Here is a 17692-nt window from a genome sequence, read left to right as displayed (position 1 = left end):
CACCATGACCAAACAATGGGAAGTCGTGATCGGTCTGGAGACCCACGCGCAGTTGTCGACGCATTCGAAAATCTTCTCGGGCACCGCGACGAAATTCGGCGCCGCGCCGAATACCCAGGCGAGCCCCGTCGATCTGGCTTTGCCGGGCACGCTGCCGGTGATGAATCGCGGCGCCGTCGAGCGCGCCATTCAATTTGGTCTCGCGATTGGCGCAACGGTCGCGCCGCGCAGCATCTTCGCCCGCAAGAATTACTTCTACCCCGATCTGCCGAAGGGCTATCAGATCAGCCAGTACGAAATCCCCGTCGTGCAGGGCGGTCAGGTGACGATCCAGGTGCCGGCCAATGAAAAGGCGGGCAAGGAAGCGTACGAGAAAACCATCAACCTGACGCGCGCCCATCTCGAGGAAGACGCAGGCAAGTCGCTCCACGAAGACTTCGCGGGCATGACCGGCATCGACCTGAATCGCGCCGGCACGCCGCTGCTCGAAATCGTCACCGAGCCGGACATGCGCAGCGCGGCTGAAGCGGTGGCCTACGCGAAGTCGCTGCATACGCTCGTCGTGTGGCTCGGCATCTGCGACGGCAACATGCAGGAAGGCTCGTTCCGTTGCGACGCGAACGTGTCGGTGCGCCCGCTCGGTCAGAAGGAATTTGGCACGCGCGCCGAGATCAAGAACCTGAACTCGTTCCGCTTCCTCGAAGAGGCGATCCAGTACGAAGTGCGGCGCCAGATCGAGCTGATCGAAGACGGCGGCACGGTGGTGCAGGAAACGCGTCTGTACGATCCGGACAAGCGCGAAACGCGTTCAATGCGCAGCAAGGAAGACGCGCACGACTACCGTTATTTCCCCGACCCCGACCTGATGCCTCTCGTGATCGACGCCGCGTGGGTCGAGCGCGTGAAGAGCGAGATGCCTGAGCTGCCGGAAGCGATCCAGCAGCGCTTCATAGCGCAGTACGGCCTCACGCCGTACGACGCGAACGTGCTGACCGCGAGCAAGGCGACGGCCGCCTATTTCGAGGCGGTGGCCGCGAAGGCCGGTGCGGCAAACGCGAAGGTTGCGGCGAACTGGGTGATGGGCGAGGTGTCGTCGCAACTCAATCGCGAAGGTCTCGACATTTCCGCGTGCCCGGTCTCGGCCGCGCAGCTCGCGCTGCTGCTGCAACGCATTGCCGACGGCACGATCTCGAACAAGATCGCGAGGGAAATTTTCCTCGCGATCTGGGAAGAAAAGGCCACCGACGAAGCCGCCGCCGATCGCATCATCGAGGCGAAGGGCTTGAAGCAGATTTCGGACACCGGCGCGCTCGAAGCGATCATTGACGAAGTGCTCGCCGCCAATCAGAAATCGGTCGACGAATACCGCGCAGGCAAGGAAAAGGCATTCAACGCGCTGATCGGCCAGGCGATGAAGGCGACCAAAGGCAAGGCCAATCCCGCTCAGGTCAATGAATTGCTCAAGAAGAAATTGTCCTGAGTAGATGTGCCGCGGCCGGGCGTGGTTACGCCTGCGCCACCAAGGGCTGTTGCCGGATCGAAAGCGGGGCAACAGCCCGTTTTATTTTGCGGACCCGCTTCAAGCGCATAGGCGTAGCCAAGCGTAGACCACGGAGTGCGTGCATGGCGAAGCAACCTGATCTCGACGATTTCCGCGTCCCGTATTTCGACGACGGCAAGAAGAAAAATCACTTTTCGCTCGACCAGTTCGATCCCAAGGCGAAGCCGTTTTCAACCGGCTCGAAGGACGCGGACCGCGCGCGTCTGTCGGAGATCGGCATGCTGCTCGACAATCTGCAGGAGCGGCTGCATGCGCAACGCAAGCGCCGCATGCTGCTGGTGCTGCAAGGCATGGACACGAGCGGCAAGGACGGCACGATTCGCGCGGTGTTCCACGAAGTCGATCCGCTCGGCTTGCGCATCGTGCCGTTCCGGGCGCCCACGCCCATCGAACTCGCGCACGACTTCCTGTGGCGCGTGCATTTACATGCGCCTGCGGCCGGCGAGCTGACGATCTTCAACCGCAGTCACTACGAAGACCTGCTCGTGCCGACCGTGCAGGGCGAACTCGACGCCGCCGCGTTCGAGCAGCGCTGCCGCCATATCCGTCATTTCGAGGAGATGCTCGCCGACAGCGGTACGACGATCGTCAAGTGCATGCTGCACATTTCAAAGGACGAGCAGCGCGCGCGTTTGCAGGCGCGCATCGACGATCCGCTCAAGCACTGGAAATTCGACGTGTCGGATCTCGAAGCGCGCAAGCAGTGGGACGCGTATCAGTCCGCCTATCGCGACGCGCTGGCCGCGACGTCGACCGAGTACGCGCCGTGGTACGTGATCCCGGCCGACTCGAAGACGCATCGCAACTTGATGATCGCCGAACTGCTGCTGCGCACACTCAACGCGCTGAAGCTCGAATATCCGCCCGCCAAGGAATCGCTGAAGGGCGTCAAGGTCGAGTGAGCGCGAGCGCCCCTTCTGGCTTCAGAAACGAATCGAATAAAAGGAACAACATGTTGCGTGTGATTACCGCCAACCTCAACGGCATCCGCTCGGCGGCGAAGAAGGGTTTTTTCGACTGGTTCGGTGCACAGGGCGCCGACGTGCTATGCGTGCAGGAAATCAAATGCTCGCAGGACGACATGACGCCGGAGTTCATGGCGCCGCACGATTTCACCGGCTATTTCCAGCACGCGGTGAAAAAGGGCTATAGCGGCGCTGGCGTTTATACGCGTCATGAGCCGGACGAAGTGGTGATCGGCTTCGGCAGCGAGGAGTTCGACCCTGAAGGGCGGTATGTCGAACTGCGCTTCGGCAAGCTGTCGGTGATCTCGGTGTACGTGCCGTCGGGCTCGAGCGGCGACGATCGCCAGCAGGCCAAGTTCCGTTTCATGGACGAGTTCATGCCGCATCTCGCCGGGCTGGCGAAGGAACGCGAAGTGATCCTGTGCGGCGACGTGAACATCGTGCACAAGGAAATCGACATCAAGAACTGGAAGAGCAACCAGAAAAATTCGGGGTGTCTGCCGGAAGAGCGCGCCTGGCTCGACAAACTGTTCGGCGAAGTCGGCTACGTCGACGTGTTCCGCACGCTCGACCCGCGACCCGAGCAGTACACGTGGTGGAGCAATCGCGGTCAGGCGTATGCGAAGAACGTCGGGTGGCGGATCGATTATCAGATCGCCACGCCCGGCATCGCGAGCAAGGCGAAGCGCACCGAGGTGTTCCGCGATATCAAGTTCAGCGACCACGCGCCGCTGACCGTCGATTACGACCACAAGGTGAAGAAGTAAGCCGACCGCCGCAGCGCGAGGAGCGCCGTGGCCCGCCAGCAGCAGGTGGAAGCGGGTATCAGTCGCGCACCGGCGTACGGGTCGGCCGGCCGATGCCCGCGTAGTCGGGCAGCGCGTCGACGCTCTTGCCGATCGCCTTCGCGTACAGCGGCAGCATGTCTGGCAGCCGCTTGATGATGTCTTCGCGGCGCGCCTGCGGGTACGGGTGTACGTAGATGAAGCCGCGCTCGCCATTGCCGCGAGTCGCCTGCGCGAGCTTGTCCCACAGCGTGACCGCCGCGCGCGGATCGAAGCCGGCGCGCGATGCGATATCGCTGCCGATTACGTCGGCTTCGGTCTCGTCGGTGTCCTCGTATTTCATTTCCAGCAGACGCGAGCCGATGCCGAGCGGCGCCATGCCCAGATCGGCGAGGCCGAACAGTTGCGGGATCGTGCCGGTCGAGTCGAGCTGGCTCGCCTGCAGCTGGCCGAGCCGCATGCGCGCGTGCTCGCGCAACGCATGCGCGATTTCGTGGCCGATCAGCATGGCGAGTTCGTTGTCGTTCAAGCGCACGCGATCGATTATCCCGCTGTAGACGACGATCTTGCCGCCCGGCAGGCAGTACATGCGGATGTCGTTGGAGCGCACCACCGCGACTTCCCACTTCCAGCCCTTTGCTCGCTCGTTCCATTTCAACGAGTACGGAATCATCCGGTCGATGATCGAGCGCACGCGCGTTACCCGTGCGTCGGTGTCGCCGTACAGACGTTTCGCGTGGCTCGCGCCGTAGACGATCTGGCTGAACTCCTCGGCGGCCTGGGTCTCGAGCATTGGCGAGGGGATCAGGTTGCGGAACACCATGTAGCCGCCGTAACGCAGTTGCGGGCTGACGTAGTACGGCGGCGGCACGGCCGCGGGGGCCGCAGCCGTAGCGGGAGCTTTGGCGGTGGCGGCGGGTTGCGCGGACTGCTGCGCGGGGCTGGACGGGGCGGGGCCCGGAGCGCCGCCGCTAGCGGCGGTCGTGCTCGGGGCCCCGGCGTTGGCGCCGGCCGCTTTGCCGTCATTCGTGCCCAGGCTGGCGCCGGGCGCCGCCGATGTCGCGTTTTCCGCGCTGGCTGCGCCGGTTGCCGCCGCGCCTGCCGCGTAGGCGCCCGACGGCATCGCCAGCGCGACGCTCGCGCAGCCGAGCCACCATGCGGCGCCGAGCGCCGTGCAGCGCGCGCCTGTCGAAAACCGTACCTTCACGACCGGTCTCTCCACGGGGCGATACGCAACAGCAGCAGCATGCCGGGCACTGCGAGCGCGGTACACAGGAGGAAGTAGTCGAACCAGCCCATCCGCGCGACCACATAACCGCTCGCCGCCGACGCGAGCGTGCGCGGCACCGACGCGAGGCTCGTGAACAGCGCGAACTGCGTCGCGGTGTAGCGCGGATCCGTGGTGCTGGCAATGTATGCGGTGAACGCAGCCAGCGTCAGGCCGGTGGCGAAGGTCTCGAAGCCGTAGACGAGCGCGAGCGCGACCGAACGCGGGTCGAGCTGCACGCTCCAGTCGATGCCGACGATGGACAGCAGCTTCGTCGTCCCCTGGCCGAGCGCGACGGCGATGGCGTAAATCGCCGCAAGGCCGGGCGAATCGGGGCCGAGATGGGCGAGCCACGCGAAGCCGAGCGTCGACACCATCTGCAGGAAACCGAAAATCCACAAGCCGCGGCCGATGCCGATCTTCATCAGCCAGATTCCGCCGATGATCCCGCCAGCGAGGCTCGCGCCAAACGCGGTGGTCTTCGCGATCACACCAATCTGCGTGCGCGAAAAGCCGATGTCGAGGAAGAACGACGTGGACAGCGTGGTCGCCATCGTATCGCCGAGCTTGTACAGAAAGATGAAGCCGAGCACGAAGAGGGCCTCGCGCCAGCCGTCGCGCTGAATGAACTCCCTGAACGGCTCGACGATCGCCTCGCGCAGATTCTTCGGGGGCTTGCCGTGCACCTCGGGTTCGCGCACGACCAGGGTCATCAGAACGCCCGGCAGCATGAACGCGGCCGTCACGATGAACACGGTGCTCCACGGCAGGTGATCGGACAAAATCAGCGCGAGCGAACCGGGCACGAGCGCCGCGATCTTGTACGCGTTCACGTGCACCGCGTTGCCCAGTCCCTGTTGCGTGTCGCTGAGCAATTCACGCCGGTAGGCATCGATCACGATGTCGGAGCTCGCGCCGAAGAACGCGACCAATGCGGTCAGCGCGGCGACGGTCCAGATCGATTCGCGCGGCGACACGAAGCCGAGTGTCGCCATTGCCCCCGCCACCAGCAACTGCGTGAGGAGCATCCAGCCGCGCCGTCGGCCGGGCCGCCAGCCGGGCACGCGCGGCGCGTAGCGGTCCATCAGCGGCGCCCAGACGAATTTCCATGTGTACGGAAACTGGATCAGCGCAAACAGGCCGATTTCCTTCAGATTGACGCCTTCCGAGCGCAGCCACGCCTGCACGAGGTAGACGAGCGTAAACAGCGGCAATCCCGACGTAAAACCGAGAAAGACGCAAATCAGCATGCGCGTATTCAAAAACGCGCGCCAGCCGGGATGTTCTTCGTGAGCGGTAAGTGCGGGCGCCTCGTGCGGCGGGTTCGACATGTGGATAAGTGAGGTTAGCTTTTCTTGACGCGATAGACCGCAAGACTACCACGCCAGTTCACGCCCCAACGCACCACCTGTCCGTCGTGAAGCACGACGCGATCGAGAATTTCGATGCCGACTTCGGGCGCGAGCGCTTCGAAGTCCCTGATCGTGAGCACGCGCACGTTCGGCGTGTTGTGCCATTGATAAGGCAGCGACTTCGACACCGGCATGCGCCCTTGCAGCACCGACAGCCGGTGCGCCCAGTAGCCGAAATTCGGAAACGACACGATGCATTCCTTACCGACGCGCACCGTCTCGCGCAGGATCGCCGCTGTCTGATGAATGGTCTGCAAGGTTTGCGACAGCACGGCGAAATCGAAGCTGCCGTCTTCGAACAGGCGCAGTCCGTCTTCGAGATTCTGCTGGATCACGTTGACGCCGTTCTGCGTCGCGGCGAGCACGCCGGCGTCGTTGATCTCGATGCCGTAACCCTGCACGTCCAGTTCCTCGCTCAATAGCGACAGCAACGAGCCGTCGCCGCAGCCGAGATCGAGCACGGTCGAGCGCGGTTCGACCCAGCGGGCGATCGCGCGGAAGTCCGGGCGCGATGCCAGGTAATCAAGGGCTCGCTGGTTCATGCGTTGACCTCGTTTGCAATGCGTTCGTAGTAGGCGCGCAGCAGGTTGTGATAGCGCGCGTCGTCGAGCAGGAAGGCGTCGTGGCCATGCGGCGCGTCGATTTCCGCGTAGGTGACCGTGCGCTTGTGGTCGAGCAGCGCCTTCACCAGTTCGCGCGAGCGTGCCGGCGCGAAACGCCAGTCGGTCGAGAAGCTCGCGATCAGATACTTCGCAGTAGTGTGCGCGAGCGCGGCGGTCAGATCGCCGTCGAAGGCCTTGGCCGGGTCGAAGTAGTCGAGCGCGCGCGTGATCAGCAGGTAGGTGTTCGCATCGAAATAGTCGGCGAACTTGTCGCCCTGATAGCGCAGATACGATTCCACTTCGAATTCGACGTCGAAGCTGAAGTTGTAGTCATCGAGCGCGCCTTCCGCGCGACGCAGCGAGCGGCCGAATTTTTCGGCCATGTCGTCGTCCGACAGATACGTGATGTGTCCGATCATCCGTGCGACGCGCAGGCCGCGTTTCGGTTTCACGCCGTGCGCGTAGTAGTTGCCGCCGTGGAAGTCGGGGTCCGACAGGATCGCCGAGCGCGCGACCTCGTTGAACGCGATGTTTTGCGCGGACAGCTTCGGCGTCGACGCAATCACGATGCAATGCGCGACACGCTCCGGATACATCATGCTCCACGCGAGCGCCTGCATGCCGCCGAGACTGCCGCCCATCACGGCGGCGAAGCGCGTGATGCCCAACGCGTCGGCGACGCGCGCCTGCGCGTTGACCCAGTCTTCGACGGTGACGACTGGAAACGTCGCCCCGTACGGCTTACCGGTGGCGGGGTCGAGGCTCATCGGCCCGGTCGAGCCGAAGCACGAGCCGAGGTTGTTCACGCCGATGACGAAAAATTTGTCGGTATCGAGCGGCTTGCCCGGACCGACCATGTTGTCCCACCAGCCGATGTCCTTCGGATTGTCGGCGTACACGCCCGCCACGTGATGCGATGCGTTCAGCGCGTGGCACACGAGCACCGCATTGCTGCGCGCGGCATTGAGCGTGCCGTAGGTCTCGACCATCAAGTCGTAGCCTGCAAGCGAGCTGCCGTTGCGCAACGGCAGCGGCTCGGTGAAATGCATTTTTTGGGGAGCGACGACGCCGATGGATTCCATTCATTCCGCCATTGAGTCAACAGGGCGGCTAAACGGCGTCGGCGAAGCACGAAGAGAAGGGCGGTGTGCGCAGCTGACGACCTCTTTAGCCGCATTTATAGTGAACCGCGGGCCTAGAGCCAAGGGTTCGCGCGCCCGCAATCGAGTCAGCAAATCGGCGCGTAAAAGGGTGTGAAACCGCGTGCAACGTGTTCGGGATGCCCTGACGCGGTCCGTTATGCATCGGAGGGCCGCGGCGGTATCAGGCGCAAAGTATAGCGGAAAACTCCACGCCGCAGCGGCGCGGACGGTGCCGCGCGAGGGGGCGAGCCTCGCGTATTACTGAAGAATCAGCAGCAGTTGTGCGTCCGCTTGTTCGGCGGGCGGGCGCGTGAAACCGCTGCGCACATAGCGGTGCCAGCGGCCGATCACATAGCTCAGCAGCAGGCTCGCGCGAATCGCGGGATCGTAGTCGGCGGGCAGCGCGGTGGTTTGCGGCACGGACTGCGGGTCGGTGTTGCCCGTGGCGTGGTTATCAGCATGGGCGAGCGCTTCGGTCTGCGCGAGCCTCAAGCATTGCTTCAGCGATGCCTCGATACGCTCGAGCATCTGGTTCACGCGCTCGGTCAGCCGCTCGTGCTCGCCGACCAGCGCCTCGCAGGTCAGCACGCGCGTCATGCCCGGATTTTTAGCCGGAAAGTTGAGCAGCATCAGCGCGATCGCGCGCGCCTGCAGCACGCCGTTGCTTTCGCGGCTGGTGATCTGGTTGATGAGCCCGAACAACGTCTGTTCGATGAACTCGATCAAACCGTCGAACATTTGCGCCTTGCTCGCGAAATGGCGGTACAGCGCGGCTTCGGATACGCCGAGCCGGGCGGCGAGGGCGGCCGTGGTGATCTTTTCGTTCTTCGGTGCCTCGAGCATGCCAGCAAGCGTCTGCAGGATGTGCACGCGACGCTCGCCTGGTTTCGGACGCAGCGGGCGTGCGGCGGCGGGCGCTGCGGGGGAGGCTTCGGCTGAGGCTTCGTCAGGCTTGTCGATCGGCTGCATGGCTGTCGTCCCCCGGCTGATGTCGTTGGCTGCTCTCGTCGCTACTGTCCCGGCTGGGGTTCCTTCCATCGAACCGAGCGCATGCCCGGTCGCAACGATTTTAGCGAACGGATGCTGCGGTCGACATAATGCGGCCGGCCGGTGCCCGGCAGACGAGTCGGCGCGCCGTCCGCATGCGGCTTGCGCGGCAGATGACCGGTGAACCATACGGTGCGGATGCCGAGCCGCCGGTAGTTTTTCAGATGCGAGCGCGTGTCCTCGACGAGGATCGCGTCTTTCAGCGACACGTGCGCGTCGCGCATCGCGCGGCGCAGCATCGCGTGATCCGGTTTCGCGCGCCATTGGCGGCGATCGCGCATGTGCTCGATCGCGATCACGCGCTCGAACAGCCGCTCGATGCGCAACTCGGCGAGCACCGCGCGCGCGTACGTTTCGGGCGCGTTGGTCAGCACGATCTTGCGGCCCGGCAGAGCCGTGAGCAGGCGCGCGACACCGCGCTCGTGGCGGATCATCGAGCAGAGGTCGGGGAACGTATGAACGACCTTCAGAAAGTCGTGCGCGTCGAGCGGATGGTGGCGCGTGAGGCCGAGCAGCGCCGCGCCGTAGCGCTGCGTGTAGCCGACGCGCAGACGGTTGGCTTCGTTGATATCGACGTGCAGTGCATCGACGATGTACTGCGTCATGCCGCGATTGATCGCCGGGAAAATGGCATGCGACGCGCGGTGCAGCGTGTTGTCGAGATCGAACAGCCAGACCGGCTTGCCGCCCGCGATGTCAGGGCGGCGGCGCCGCGAAGTGGGGGTGCGCATGGTGGAGGTCTTCAGGCGCCGGCGGGCGCTTCATGCTGCCGATGCGGAAAGTTTGCGGTCTCCGCACTCGGACGGCGCGCCCCGCCGGCCAGCCGCGAGGTGGGGCACAGGTGTCGCGTTGAGGTGGCGCGACGCCTGTAACGGGGGGCGCAACAATTAGTGCGAGCGGATCATCGTGCCGAACGGCTGCTCGGTCAGGATCTCGAGCAGCACCGAGTGCTCGATGCGGCCGTCGATGATGTGCACCGAACGCACGCCGCTCTTCGCCGCATCGAGCGCGGACGAGATTTTCGGCAGCATGCCGCCGGAGATCGTGCCGTCTTCGAACAGGCCGTCGATTTCGCGTGCCGACAGGTCGGTGAGCAGATTGCCTTCCTTGTCCATCACGCCAGGAATGTTGGTCATCATCACGAGCTTTTCGGCGTTCAGCACGACCGCCAGCTTGCCTGCTACCAGGTCTGCGTTGATGTTGTACGACAGCCCGTCTTCGCCGAAGCCGATGGGCGAGATCACCGGAATGAACGCGTCGTCCTGCAGCGCTTTCACGACCGCCGGGTTGATCGACTCGACTTCGCCGACCTGGCCGATGTCGACGTACTGGCCCGGATTGTCGCGATCCGGCATCAGCATCTTGCGCGCGTGGATCAGCCCGCCGTCCTTGCCGGTCAAGCCGACCGCATGGCCGCCGAAGTGGTTGATCAGCATCACGATGTCCTGCTGCACCTCGCCACCGAGCACCCATTCGACGACTTCCATCGTCTCTTCGTCGGTGACGCGCATGCCCTGGATGAACGTGCCCTGTTTGCCGATTTTCTTAAGCGCCTGGTCGATTTGCGGACCGCCGCCGTGCACGATGACCGGGTTGATGCCGACCAGCTTCAGCAGAATCACGTCGCGCGCGAAGCCCTGCTTCAGGCGCTCTTCGGTCATGGCGTTGCCGCCGTATTTGATGACCACGGTCTTGCCGTGATACTGGCGGATGTAAGGCAGCGCCTCGGCCAGAATTTCGGCTTTCAGGGTGGGCGCAATCTGCGAGAGGTCGGGAAGCTCGGACATGGCGGCAGGCTCGGGCACGAAACAGTTAAAACAGCGCGAATTGTACAGGACTGGCGCGCTGCAACAGGGTTTTCAGCAGCGGCTCGAGCGACCTGCGGGCAAGCTGACATACCGCACCCGCACAAGCCTGCGGGACCGGTCGAACCGCAAGCTTAACGCGCTTGCGTGACGGCTGTGCATTGGCCGAATGGACGACTGCACCTGAGCGTATCAATCGTGTCATGATGGTCCGACCGATGTCCCTGGCCCTTTGCGCCCCACCCGCGATGAAACCGTCTGTCACCCGCTCCTGGCGCAGCGCGCGCTGTCCGCGCTGCGGCAATACCTTCGACTGCGCCATGCAGGCCGAGCCGTCGAGCTGCTGGTGCCGCGCGCTGCCGCCGCTGCCGGCAGAGCGGCTGGAGCCGGGCGGCCAGTGTCTGTGTCCGGAGTGTCTCGCCGCGGAGATTGCACGGGCGACACGAGAGGCGAGCGGGGATGAGCGGCCGTGATTTTGGAGTTTCCCTGGGGCCAATCTGAAACCGCTTACTCGCCGCGAGAAGGGACGATCGCGTCGGCGTGCCGGTTCGCCATCTGCAACGCGTAGCCGCTGCAGAAGTGCGCGATCGCGCTGCCGCGATCGAGTTGGGTAATAATGGCTGCGAGCTCGATCCCCTCCGCGTGGCGCTGCTGCGCGAGCAACGCGCCGATGAGCGCGTCGGGCTTACAGTCATATCACCGGCGCTCGGCCGCCTGGTCAGTCGGGCGAGGCCGAACGGGTAGACTAGGGTCATGCACCGTATAACCAACACCGGCCGGGTCAATCTCGGCCATCTGTTCTGGCTGCGCAGCCTCGCGATCATCGGGCAGCTGCTGACGATCGCGTTCGTGCAGATCTTCCTCGGCGCGAAACTGCCGTTGCCCGCGATGCTGCTCGTGATCGCGCTCGAAGTACTGTTCAACGCGCTCACCTGGTGGCGCGTGTCGCAGCAGCGTCCCGAGTCCAACATGGAGCTGTTCGGGCAGATCTGGGTCGATCTGGGGGCATTGTCCGCGCTGCTGTTCCTGTCCGGCGGCACCACCAATCCGTTCGTGTCGTTGTATCTGCCTTCGCTCGCGATCGCGGCGGCTGTGCTGCCGTGGTACCTGATGGCCTGGCTCGCGGCGTTCGCGGTCACCTGCTACGCCGTGCTCGGTTTCAATTCCGTCCCGCTCAATATCGAGAATCCCGCGAACCTGTTCGACTACTACCGCTCGGGCATGTGGGTCAACTTCATGGTCAGCGTGGGACTCATCGCGTGGTTCGTCGCTCGCATGTCGCGGGCGCTGCGGCTGCGTGACGCAGCGCTTGGAGAGGCGCAGCAGCGTTTGCTTCAGGACGAACGGGCGGTCGCGCTCGGCGTGCAGGCGGCCACCGTCGCTCACGAGATCGGCACACCCCTGTCTACAATCGCCATGTTGTCCGAGGAATTGCGCGACGCGGCGCGCACCGACGCGGGACTCGCGTCTTACCGCGCCGATCTCGAACTGCTCGAGCAGCAAATCGCGCTGTGTACGTCGGCGCTCGCGCGGTTGCGCAGCCGCGCAACGACCACGACGAACCGCCAGCCTGTCGACGAATGGCTCGAATCGTTTGCGGAGCAATGGCGCCTGCGCCATCCGCACGTTACGTTCGAGCGGCTCGGCGCGCCGCCCGCCGATGTCAGCCTCGACGACACGGTGGCCGTCGGCCAGATCCTCACGATCCTCCTGGACAACGCCGCGCGCGCGAGCCGGGATCACGTGACGCTTTCCTGTGCGCTCGCGCCACGCGGCGACCAGATCGTGTTCGAAGTGTGCGACCACGGTCCGGGCATTCCAGCCTCGCTGCGTGGCTCGCTCGGTACGATGCCGGTGAACAGCACGCAAGGCGGCCACGGCGTTGGCCTGTACCTGGCGTTTTCGGCGGCGGCGCGTCTGAACGGATCGATCGAGCTGGCCGACGTCTACGGCGAGGGGCCGCGTGGCACGCGTGCAGTGCTGCGACTGCCGCTCACCGCGCGCAAGACTTCTGGAGCGAGCCCGCAAGGCGCCGCACCATCCAACACGGAGAAACAGGCATGAGCGAAAAGAATTTTCTGGTGATCGACGACGACGAAGTGTTCTCCGGCATCCTCGCTCGCGGCTTGACGCGGCGCGGCTACACGGTGAGCGAAGCGCACAACGCGGACGAGGCGATCCGGCTCGCGAATCAGCAGAAGTTCAGCGAGATCACCGTGGACCTGCATCTGGGTAACGACTCCGGCCTCACGCTCGTCGCACCGCTACGCGATCTGCAGCCTGACGCGCGCATGCTCGTGCTGACCGGCTACGCGAGCATCGCCACCGCGGTGCAGGCGGTCAAAGACGGCGCCGACAACTATCTCGCGAAGCCCGCCAATGTCGAGTCGATCCTGTCCGCGTTGCAAAGCGAGGCGAGCGCGCTGCAGGCCGAGGAGGCGATCGAGCATCCGCAGCCGCTGTCGGTGGCGCGGCTCGAATGGGAGCATATCCAGCGTGTGCTCGCTGAACATGGTGGCAATATCTCGGCGACCGCCCGCGCGTTGAACATGCATCGGCGCACCTTGCAGCGCAAGTTGGCGAAGCGGCCGGTGAAGCAGTAGGCCGCGATCGTCCAGCGCGGCGTCGGCTGTGCGAGGCGACGCCGCCGCGCGTTGGGCGGCACGAAACAAAACGGGCCGCCCATACGGAGGCAGCCCGTTTTTTTCAGGCATCGGCGCCTGGTGATATCACAGCACGTAGCGCGACAGATCCTCGTCTTGCGCGACTTCGTTCAACGCGCGATCGACATACGCCGCGTCGATCTGCACTGCGCGGCCCGAATGATTGCCGGCCGAGAACGACACTTCCTCGAGCAGCTTTTCGATGACCGTATAAAGACGCCGCGCGCCGATGTTTTCGGTTTTCTCATTGACCGAGTAGGCGATCTCGGCGAGACGGCGGATCCCGTCGTCGGCGAACTCGAGGTGCACGTCTTCGGTGGCGAGCAGAGCCTGATATTGCTTGACGAGGCTCGCGTCCGTCGACACGAGGATCGATTCGAAGTCCTTCACCGACAGCGAGTCGAGCTCGACGCGAATCGGAAAGCGCCCCTGCAGCTCGGGAATCAGATCGCTCGGCTTCGCGAGATGAAACGCGCCGCTCGCGATGAACAGAATGTGATCGGTCTTCACCATGCCGTACTTCGTGTTGATCGTCGTGCCTTCGACGAGCGGTAGCAGATCGCGCTGCACGCCCTGACGGGACACCTCGCCGCCGCCCGCTTCATTGCGCGACGCGATCTTGTCGATTTCGTCGAGGAACACGATGCCGTTCTGCTCGACATTCTGCACCGCCTTGGTCTTCACCTCCTCGTCGTTCAGCATCTTGCCGGCTTCTTCGTCGGTGAGCACCTTCAGTGCTTCCTTCACCTTCATCTTGCGGCGCGTCTTCTTGCCGCCACCGATGTTGGCGAACATCGAGCGGATCTGCTCGGTCATGTCTTCCATGCCCGGCGGCCCCATGATGTCCATGCCGACCTGCGGCTGCTCTACGTCGAGTTCGATTTCCTTGTCGTCGAGTTGGCCTTCGCGCAGGCGTTTGCGGAACGTTTGACGGGTCGTGCTGCTTTCATCGGCGGTATTGCTCAAGCTCGAGCTCGAACCGAAGCCGACGGGCCGAGCGCTCGGCAGCAGGATATCGAGGATGCGATCTTCAGCCAGATCGCCCGCCTTGGTCCGCACTTTGCGCATTTCCGTTTCGCGGGTCTGCTTGACGGAAATTTCGATCAGGTCGCGCACGATGCTGTCGACGTCGCGGCCCACGTAGCCGACTTCCGTGAACTTGGTCGCTTCGATCTTGATGAACGGGGCGTCCGCGAGCTTCGCGAGACGCCGCGCGATTTCGGTCTTGCCGACACCGGTCGGTCCAATCATCAAAATGTTCTTCGGCGTGATTTCCTGGCGCAGCGGTTCATCGACCTGCTGACGGCGCCAGCGGTTGCGCAATGCGACTGCCACGGCCTTCTTCGCGCGGCCTTGGCCGATGATGTGTTTGTCGAGTTCGGAGACGATCTCGGCGGGGGTCATGGTGCTCATCGATGGGTCCTTACTCGATCGTCTCAATGACGCGGTTATGGTTCGTGTAGATGCACATGTCGCCGGCGATTTCCAGCGACTTCTCCACGATGTCGCGCGGCGACAGATCCGTGTTGTCGGCGAGCGCCCTCGCTGCCGCCTGCGCATACGCGCCGCCCGAGCCGATCGCGCAGATACCGCCTTCGGGGTCGAGCACGTCGCCATTGCCGGTAATGACTAGCGTGGTGGTCGCGTCCGCGGCGATCAGCATCGCTTCGAGACGACGCAGCATGCGGTCGGTGCGCCAGTCTTTCGCGAGCTCCACGGCCGCGCGCGTCAGATTGCCCTGATGTTTTTCCAGCTTCGCCTCGAAGCGGTCGAGCAGCGAGAAGGCATCCGCCGTGCCGCCGGCGAAGCCGACCAGCACCTTGCCGTTGTAGATGCGCCGAACCTTCTTCGCGCCGCCCTTCATGACGATGTTGCCGAGCGTCACCTGGCCGTCGCCGCCGAGTGCGACCTTGTTGCCGCGTCGCACGGAAACGATCGTCGTGCCGTGAAATTGCTCCATATGCGTTCCTCTTTGCAAAACGGGTAGGACGCGGCAGCGCTGCGCGCTACCGCATGAATCCTGTCAGCGGACGGCGCGCCGGCTGGCGCGCTCGTGGGCGCATGTCCGATCTATTTTAGGGCGCGCGCGGTCATATCAAGATCCGCCGGAAGGCATAGGACGAAAAACTGAAAATCCGCTCAGGAAGCCCGGAAAATGGGCGGGAAGGCGCGGCGGGGCGGCAGGAGCGGGGCAGCTTGCGCGGATGTCGCGCAAAAAGAAAAGGCGCACGGTTCACCGTGCGCCTCTCGACGAAGCAGCGTTTTCAGGGCGCTAAGCCTAGGCCGCGCCTAAGGTAATCAGTCGCCGAACAGCTTCTGGCGCAGTTCGCGGCGCTCCTGGGCTTCGAGCGACAGCGTGGCCGTGGGCCGCGCGAGCAGTCGCGGAATACCGATCGGCTCGCCGGTTTCCTCGCACCAGCCGTAGTCGCCCGCCTCGATTCGCGCGATCGATTGCTGCACCTTCTTCAGCAGCTTGCGTTCGCGGTCGCGCGTGCGCAGTTCGAGCGCATGCTCTTCCTCGATCGTGGCGCGATCGGCCGGGTCCGGCACGATGACCGTTTCGCGCAGGTTCTCGGTCGTCTGGCCGGCATTGCGGAGAATGTCCGCCTGCAGCTGTTCGAGCCTGTTCTTGAAGAAGGCGAGCTGATCCTCATTCATGTAATCCTTGTCGCTCATCTTCAGGATTTCGGCTTCGGTCAAGAGTCGTTTCGTCGTCATCTGGCTTACTTCTTCAATGTGAGGCAAAACTCTTACATAGTGCCCGCACTTTCGTATTGCCCGCAAACGCGTCGCGCGGGGCCGAACTCCTCTGGAAACCGATTCTAAATGCTCCTGAGGCATCGCTTGCCGGCAAGCGCGGGCCCTTTCAGGCCATGCCCGCCGGCATTTTCGGCGTGTCTCCGGACAAGATTTTCCGGCGCCGTTTCAGGCCCGTCGCAGGTTACGCGCGACCGGCAATTCGTTGTCATTCTCCAGTGGGCACGTATTGTAACTGAATCACAATCCGGCACAGTAACTGCTGAAAATCTGCCTGCGGCGCAGCGATATCCCGAAAATATAACGCGCACCAAGCTAAAAAGCGATGGTCGTGCACGCTTTAATACAGCAGGGTTTTCACGCGCTTTTCATATAGTCTGCTCTGAGACGGCCCGTCGGCCGCGGCCTCGGGTTTTCGACAGATGATTTACGCCCGCGCCTCCTGCTGCGGAGGGCTCGGCGCACTAGCACTAGCATTGCGCATGCCGCGATGCGTGCGGCATGCGGTGGCTTTCTCGGGCTTGCGCGGCCGCGCGGCGTCCGCTCAGGCGAGGCAGGCGTCGAGACCGTCGGTGATCAGGTCGCGCGGCAGATCGATGCCGATGAACACCATCTTGTTGGTCTTCTTCTCGGCCGGTTGCCATTTCGCGGCGAGGTCGCTGCCCATCATCTGATGTACGCCCTGGAACACGACCTTGCGATCGACGCCCTTCATGTACAGCACGCCCTTGTAGCGCAGCAGGTGCTCGCCGTAGATCTGCAGAATGCCGCCGAGAAAGTCTTCGAGCTTGTTCGGATCGAACGGACGATCGCTGCGATACACGAACGACTTGATCTTGTCGTCGTGATGCGCATGGTGGTGATGCGCGTGATCGTGGCCTTCGTGGTTGCAATGGCCATGCTCGTGATCGCAGTCCTCGTGGTCGGCGTGCGTGTGGCCGTGCTTGTCGTGCGCATGGCTGTGCGCGTGTTCGTCTTCGGCGAGGAAGTCAGGATCGATTTCGAGCTTCGAGTTCAGGTTGAACCCGCGCAGATCGAAGATTTCCTTGATGTTCGCCTCGCCGAAATTGACGACCCTGATCGCCGCCTTGGGGTTCATGTGCAACAGACGGTGGCGCAGATCGGCTACCTGCCCCTCGTCGACGAGATCGGCCTTCGTGATGAACAGGCGGTCCGCGAAACCGACCTGGCGCTGCACCACTTCATGCTCGTCGAGCTGATGATTTGCGTGCTTCGCGTCGACCAGCGTGATGATCGCGTCGAGCAGGAATTCGCTTGCGATCTGGTCGTCCATGAAGAAGGTCTGCGCGACCGGGCCCGGATTGGCGAGGCCGGTGGTTTCGATCACGACGCGGTCGAAGTCCACTTCGCCCGCCTGCTTTTTCGCGGCCAGATCGCCGAGCACGCGCGACAGGTCGCCGCGAATCGTGCAGCAGATGCAGCCGTTGCTCATCTGGATGATCTGTTCGCTCGTGTCCTGCACGAGGATCTCGTTGTCGATGTTTTCTTCGCCGAACTCGTTCTCGATGACGGCGATCTTCATGCCGTGCTTTTCGTTCAGGATGCGCTTGAGCAGGGTGGTTTTGCCGCTGCCGAGAAAGCCGGTCAGGATGGTGACTGGAATCATGTGGGTCGCCTGTAGGTCGTGAAACGGTGCGTGATCGAACGCTAGCGAAAGGCTAGCAA

19 protein-coding genes are annotated in these 17692 nt (G+C 63.6%); 6 read left to right on the top strand and 13 right to left on the bottom strand.

Annotated elements, in window-relative coordinates:
• Positions 1–4 precede the first annotated feature (4 nt).
• The 3 genes from gatB (at position 5) to LJ655_RS08650 (ending at position 3293) form a co-directional block, all read left to right on the top strand.
• Positions 5–1480: an Asp-tRNA(Asn)/Glu-tRNA(Gln) amidotransferase subunit GatB gene (gene gatB / locus LJ655_RS08660; protein WP_230560839.1), complete on the top strand. Its 1476-nt coding sequence runs from the start codon at positions 5–7 to the stop codon at positions 1478–1480.
• A 143-nt stretch (positions 1481–1623) separates the two neighbouring features.
• Positions 1624–2463, top strand: a complete 840-nt coding sequence (locus LJ655_RS08655) for a PPK2 family polyphosphate kinase (protein ID WP_230560838.1) — start codon at positions 1624–1626, stop codon at positions 2461–2463.
• Positions 2464–2513: 50 nt separating this feature from the next.
• A complete protein-coding gene (locus LJ655_RS08650) occupies positions 2514–3293 on the top strand; it encodes an exodeoxyribonuclease III (protein WP_230560837.1) in 780 nt (259 codons plus the stop codon).
• 58 nt (positions 3294–3351) lie between these two features.
• On the opposite strand, the gene LJ655_RS08645 is transcribed toward LJ655_RS08650, so the two are convergent.
• The 8 genes from LJ655_RS08645 to LJ655_RS08610 form a co-directional block, all read right to left on the bottom strand.
• The gene (locus LJ655_RS08645; RefSeq protein WP_230560836.1) at positions 3352–4518 is read right to left on the bottom strand and encodes a M48 family metallopeptidase; all 1167 of its coding nucleotides are present in this window, start codon (positions 4516–4518) and stop codon (positions 3352–3354) included.
• The gene (locus tag LJ655_RS08640) at positions 4515–5909 is read right to left on the bottom strand and encodes an AmpG family muropeptide MFS transporter (protein WP_230560835.1); all 1395 of its coding nucleotides are present in this window, start codon (positions 5907–5909) and stop codon (positions 4515–4517) included. Before LJ655_RS08640 ends, LJ655_RS08645 begins: the two co-directional genes overlap by 4 nt.
• A 14-nt stretch (positions 5910–5923) precedes the next feature.
• Complete coding sequence (metW, locus tag LJ655_RS08635; protein WP_230560834.1) at positions 5924–6532, bottom strand: methionine biosynthesis protein MetW; 609 nt, start codon at positions 6530–6532, stop codon at positions 5924–5926.
• Positions 6529–7674, bottom strand: coding sequence for a homoserine O-succinyltransferase MetX (gene metX, locus LJ655_RS08630; protein WP_230560833.1), 1146 nt, complete (start codon positions 7672–7674; stop codon positions 6529–6531). The genes metW and metX overlap by 4 nt, the downstream gene beginning before the upstream one ends.
• A gap of 318 nt (positions 7675–7992) precedes the next feature.
• A complete protein-coding gene (slmA, locus tag LJ655_RS08625) occupies positions 7993–8703 on the bottom strand; it encodes a nucleoid occlusion factor SlmA (RefSeq protein ID WP_230560832.1) in 711 nt (236 codons plus the stop codon).
• Between the two features lie 41 nt (positions 8704–8744).
• Positions 8745–9512: a pyrimidine 5'-nucleotidase gene (locus tag LJ655_RS08620; RefSeq protein ID WP_230560831.1), complete on the bottom strand. Its 768-nt coding sequence runs from the start codon at positions 9510–9512 to the stop codon at positions 8745–8747.
• Positions 9513–9668: 156 nt separating this feature from the next.
• Positions 9669–10568 (bottom strand): acetylglutamate kinase, encoded by a 900-nt coding sequence (gene argB, locus LJ655_RS08615; RefSeq protein ID WP_062125460.1) that lies wholly within the window; start codon positions 10566–10568, stop codon positions 9669–9671.
• A 25-nt stretch (positions 10569–10593) separates the two neighbouring features.
• Complete coding sequence (locus tag LJ655_RS08610; protein WP_230561108.1) at positions 10594–10908, bottom strand: hypothetical protein; 315 nt, start codon at positions 10906–10908, stop codon at positions 10594–10596.
• On the opposite strand from LJ655_RS08610, the gene LJ655_RS08605 reads away from it, so the two are divergent.
• Complete coding sequence (locus LJ655_RS08605; protein WP_425605791.1) at positions 10790–11059, top strand: cysteine-rich CWC family protein; 270 nt, start codon at positions 10790–10792, stop codon at positions 11057–11059. The genes LJ655_RS08610 and LJ655_RS08605 overlap by 119 nt on opposite strands.
• Before the next feature lie 34 nt (positions 11060–11093).
• Here the strand turns inward: LJ655_RS08605 and LJ655_RS08600 are convergent, their stop codons facing one another.
• Positions 11094–11249: a hypothetical protein gene (locus tag LJ655_RS08600; protein ID WP_230560829.1), complete on the bottom strand. Its 156-nt coding sequence runs from the start codon at positions 11247–11249 to the stop codon at positions 11094–11096.
• Positions 11250–11339: 90 nt separating this feature from the next.
• On the opposite strand from LJ655_RS08600, the gene LJ655_RS08595 reads away from it, so the two are divergent.
• Both LJ655_RS08595 and LJ655_RS08590 read left to right on the top strand, forming a co-directional pair.
• Positions 11340–12650 carry an ATP-binding protein gene (locus tag LJ655_RS08595; RefSeq protein ID WP_230560828.1) on the top strand — a complete coding sequence of 437 codons (1311 nt, stop codon included), beginning with the start codon at positions 11340–11342 and terminating at the stop codon, positions 12648–12650.
• The gene (locus LJ655_RS08590) at positions 12647–13189 is read left to right on the top strand and encodes a response regulator transcription factor (RefSeq protein ID WP_008923577.1); all 543 of its coding nucleotides are present in this window, start codon (positions 12647–12649) and stop codon (positions 13187–13189) included. The genes LJ655_RS08595 and LJ655_RS08590 overlap by 4 nt, the downstream gene beginning before the upstream one ends.
• Before the next feature lie 126 nt (positions 13190–13315).
• Here LJ655_RS08590 and hslU read toward each other — a convergent pair whose 3' ends face one another.
• The 4 genes from hslU to LJ655_RS08570 form a co-directional block, all read right to left on the bottom strand.
• Positions 13316–14662 (bottom strand): ATP-dependent protease ATPase subunit HslU, encoded by a 1347-nt coding sequence (gene hslU, locus LJ655_RS08585; protein WP_230560827.1) that lies wholly within the window; start codon positions 14660–14662, stop codon positions 13316–13318.
• A 10-nt stretch (positions 14663–14672) separates the two neighbouring features.
• Positions 14673–15209 carry an ATP-dependent protease subunit HslV gene (hslV, locus tag LJ655_RS08580; protein WP_230560826.1) on the bottom strand — a complete coding sequence of 179 codons (537 nt, stop codon included), beginning with the start codon at positions 15207–15209 and terminating at the stop codon, positions 14673–14675.
• 338 nt (positions 15210–15547) lie between these two features.
• Positions 15548–15967: an RNA polymerase-binding protein DksA gene (dksA, locus tag LJ655_RS08575; RefSeq protein WP_008923580.1), complete on the bottom strand. Its 420-nt coding sequence runs from the start codon at positions 15965–15967 to the stop codon at positions 15548–15550.
• Between the two features lie 583 nt (positions 15968–16550).
• Entirely contained in the window at positions 16551–17633 is a 1083-nt protein-coding gene (locus LJ655_RS08570) for a CobW family GTP-binding protein (RefSeq protein WP_230560825.1), read from the bottom strand.
• Positions 17634–17692: the final 59 nt, after the last annotated feature.

The organism is Paraburkholderia translucens (assembly GCF_020881035.1).
In the GTDB taxonomy this organism is placed as follows: domain Bacteria; phylum Pseudomonadota; class Gammaproteobacteria; order Burkholderiales; family Burkholderiaceae; genus Paraburkholderia; species Paraburkholderia translucens.
This window is presented reverse-complemented; position numbering and strand designations above follow the sequence as displayed.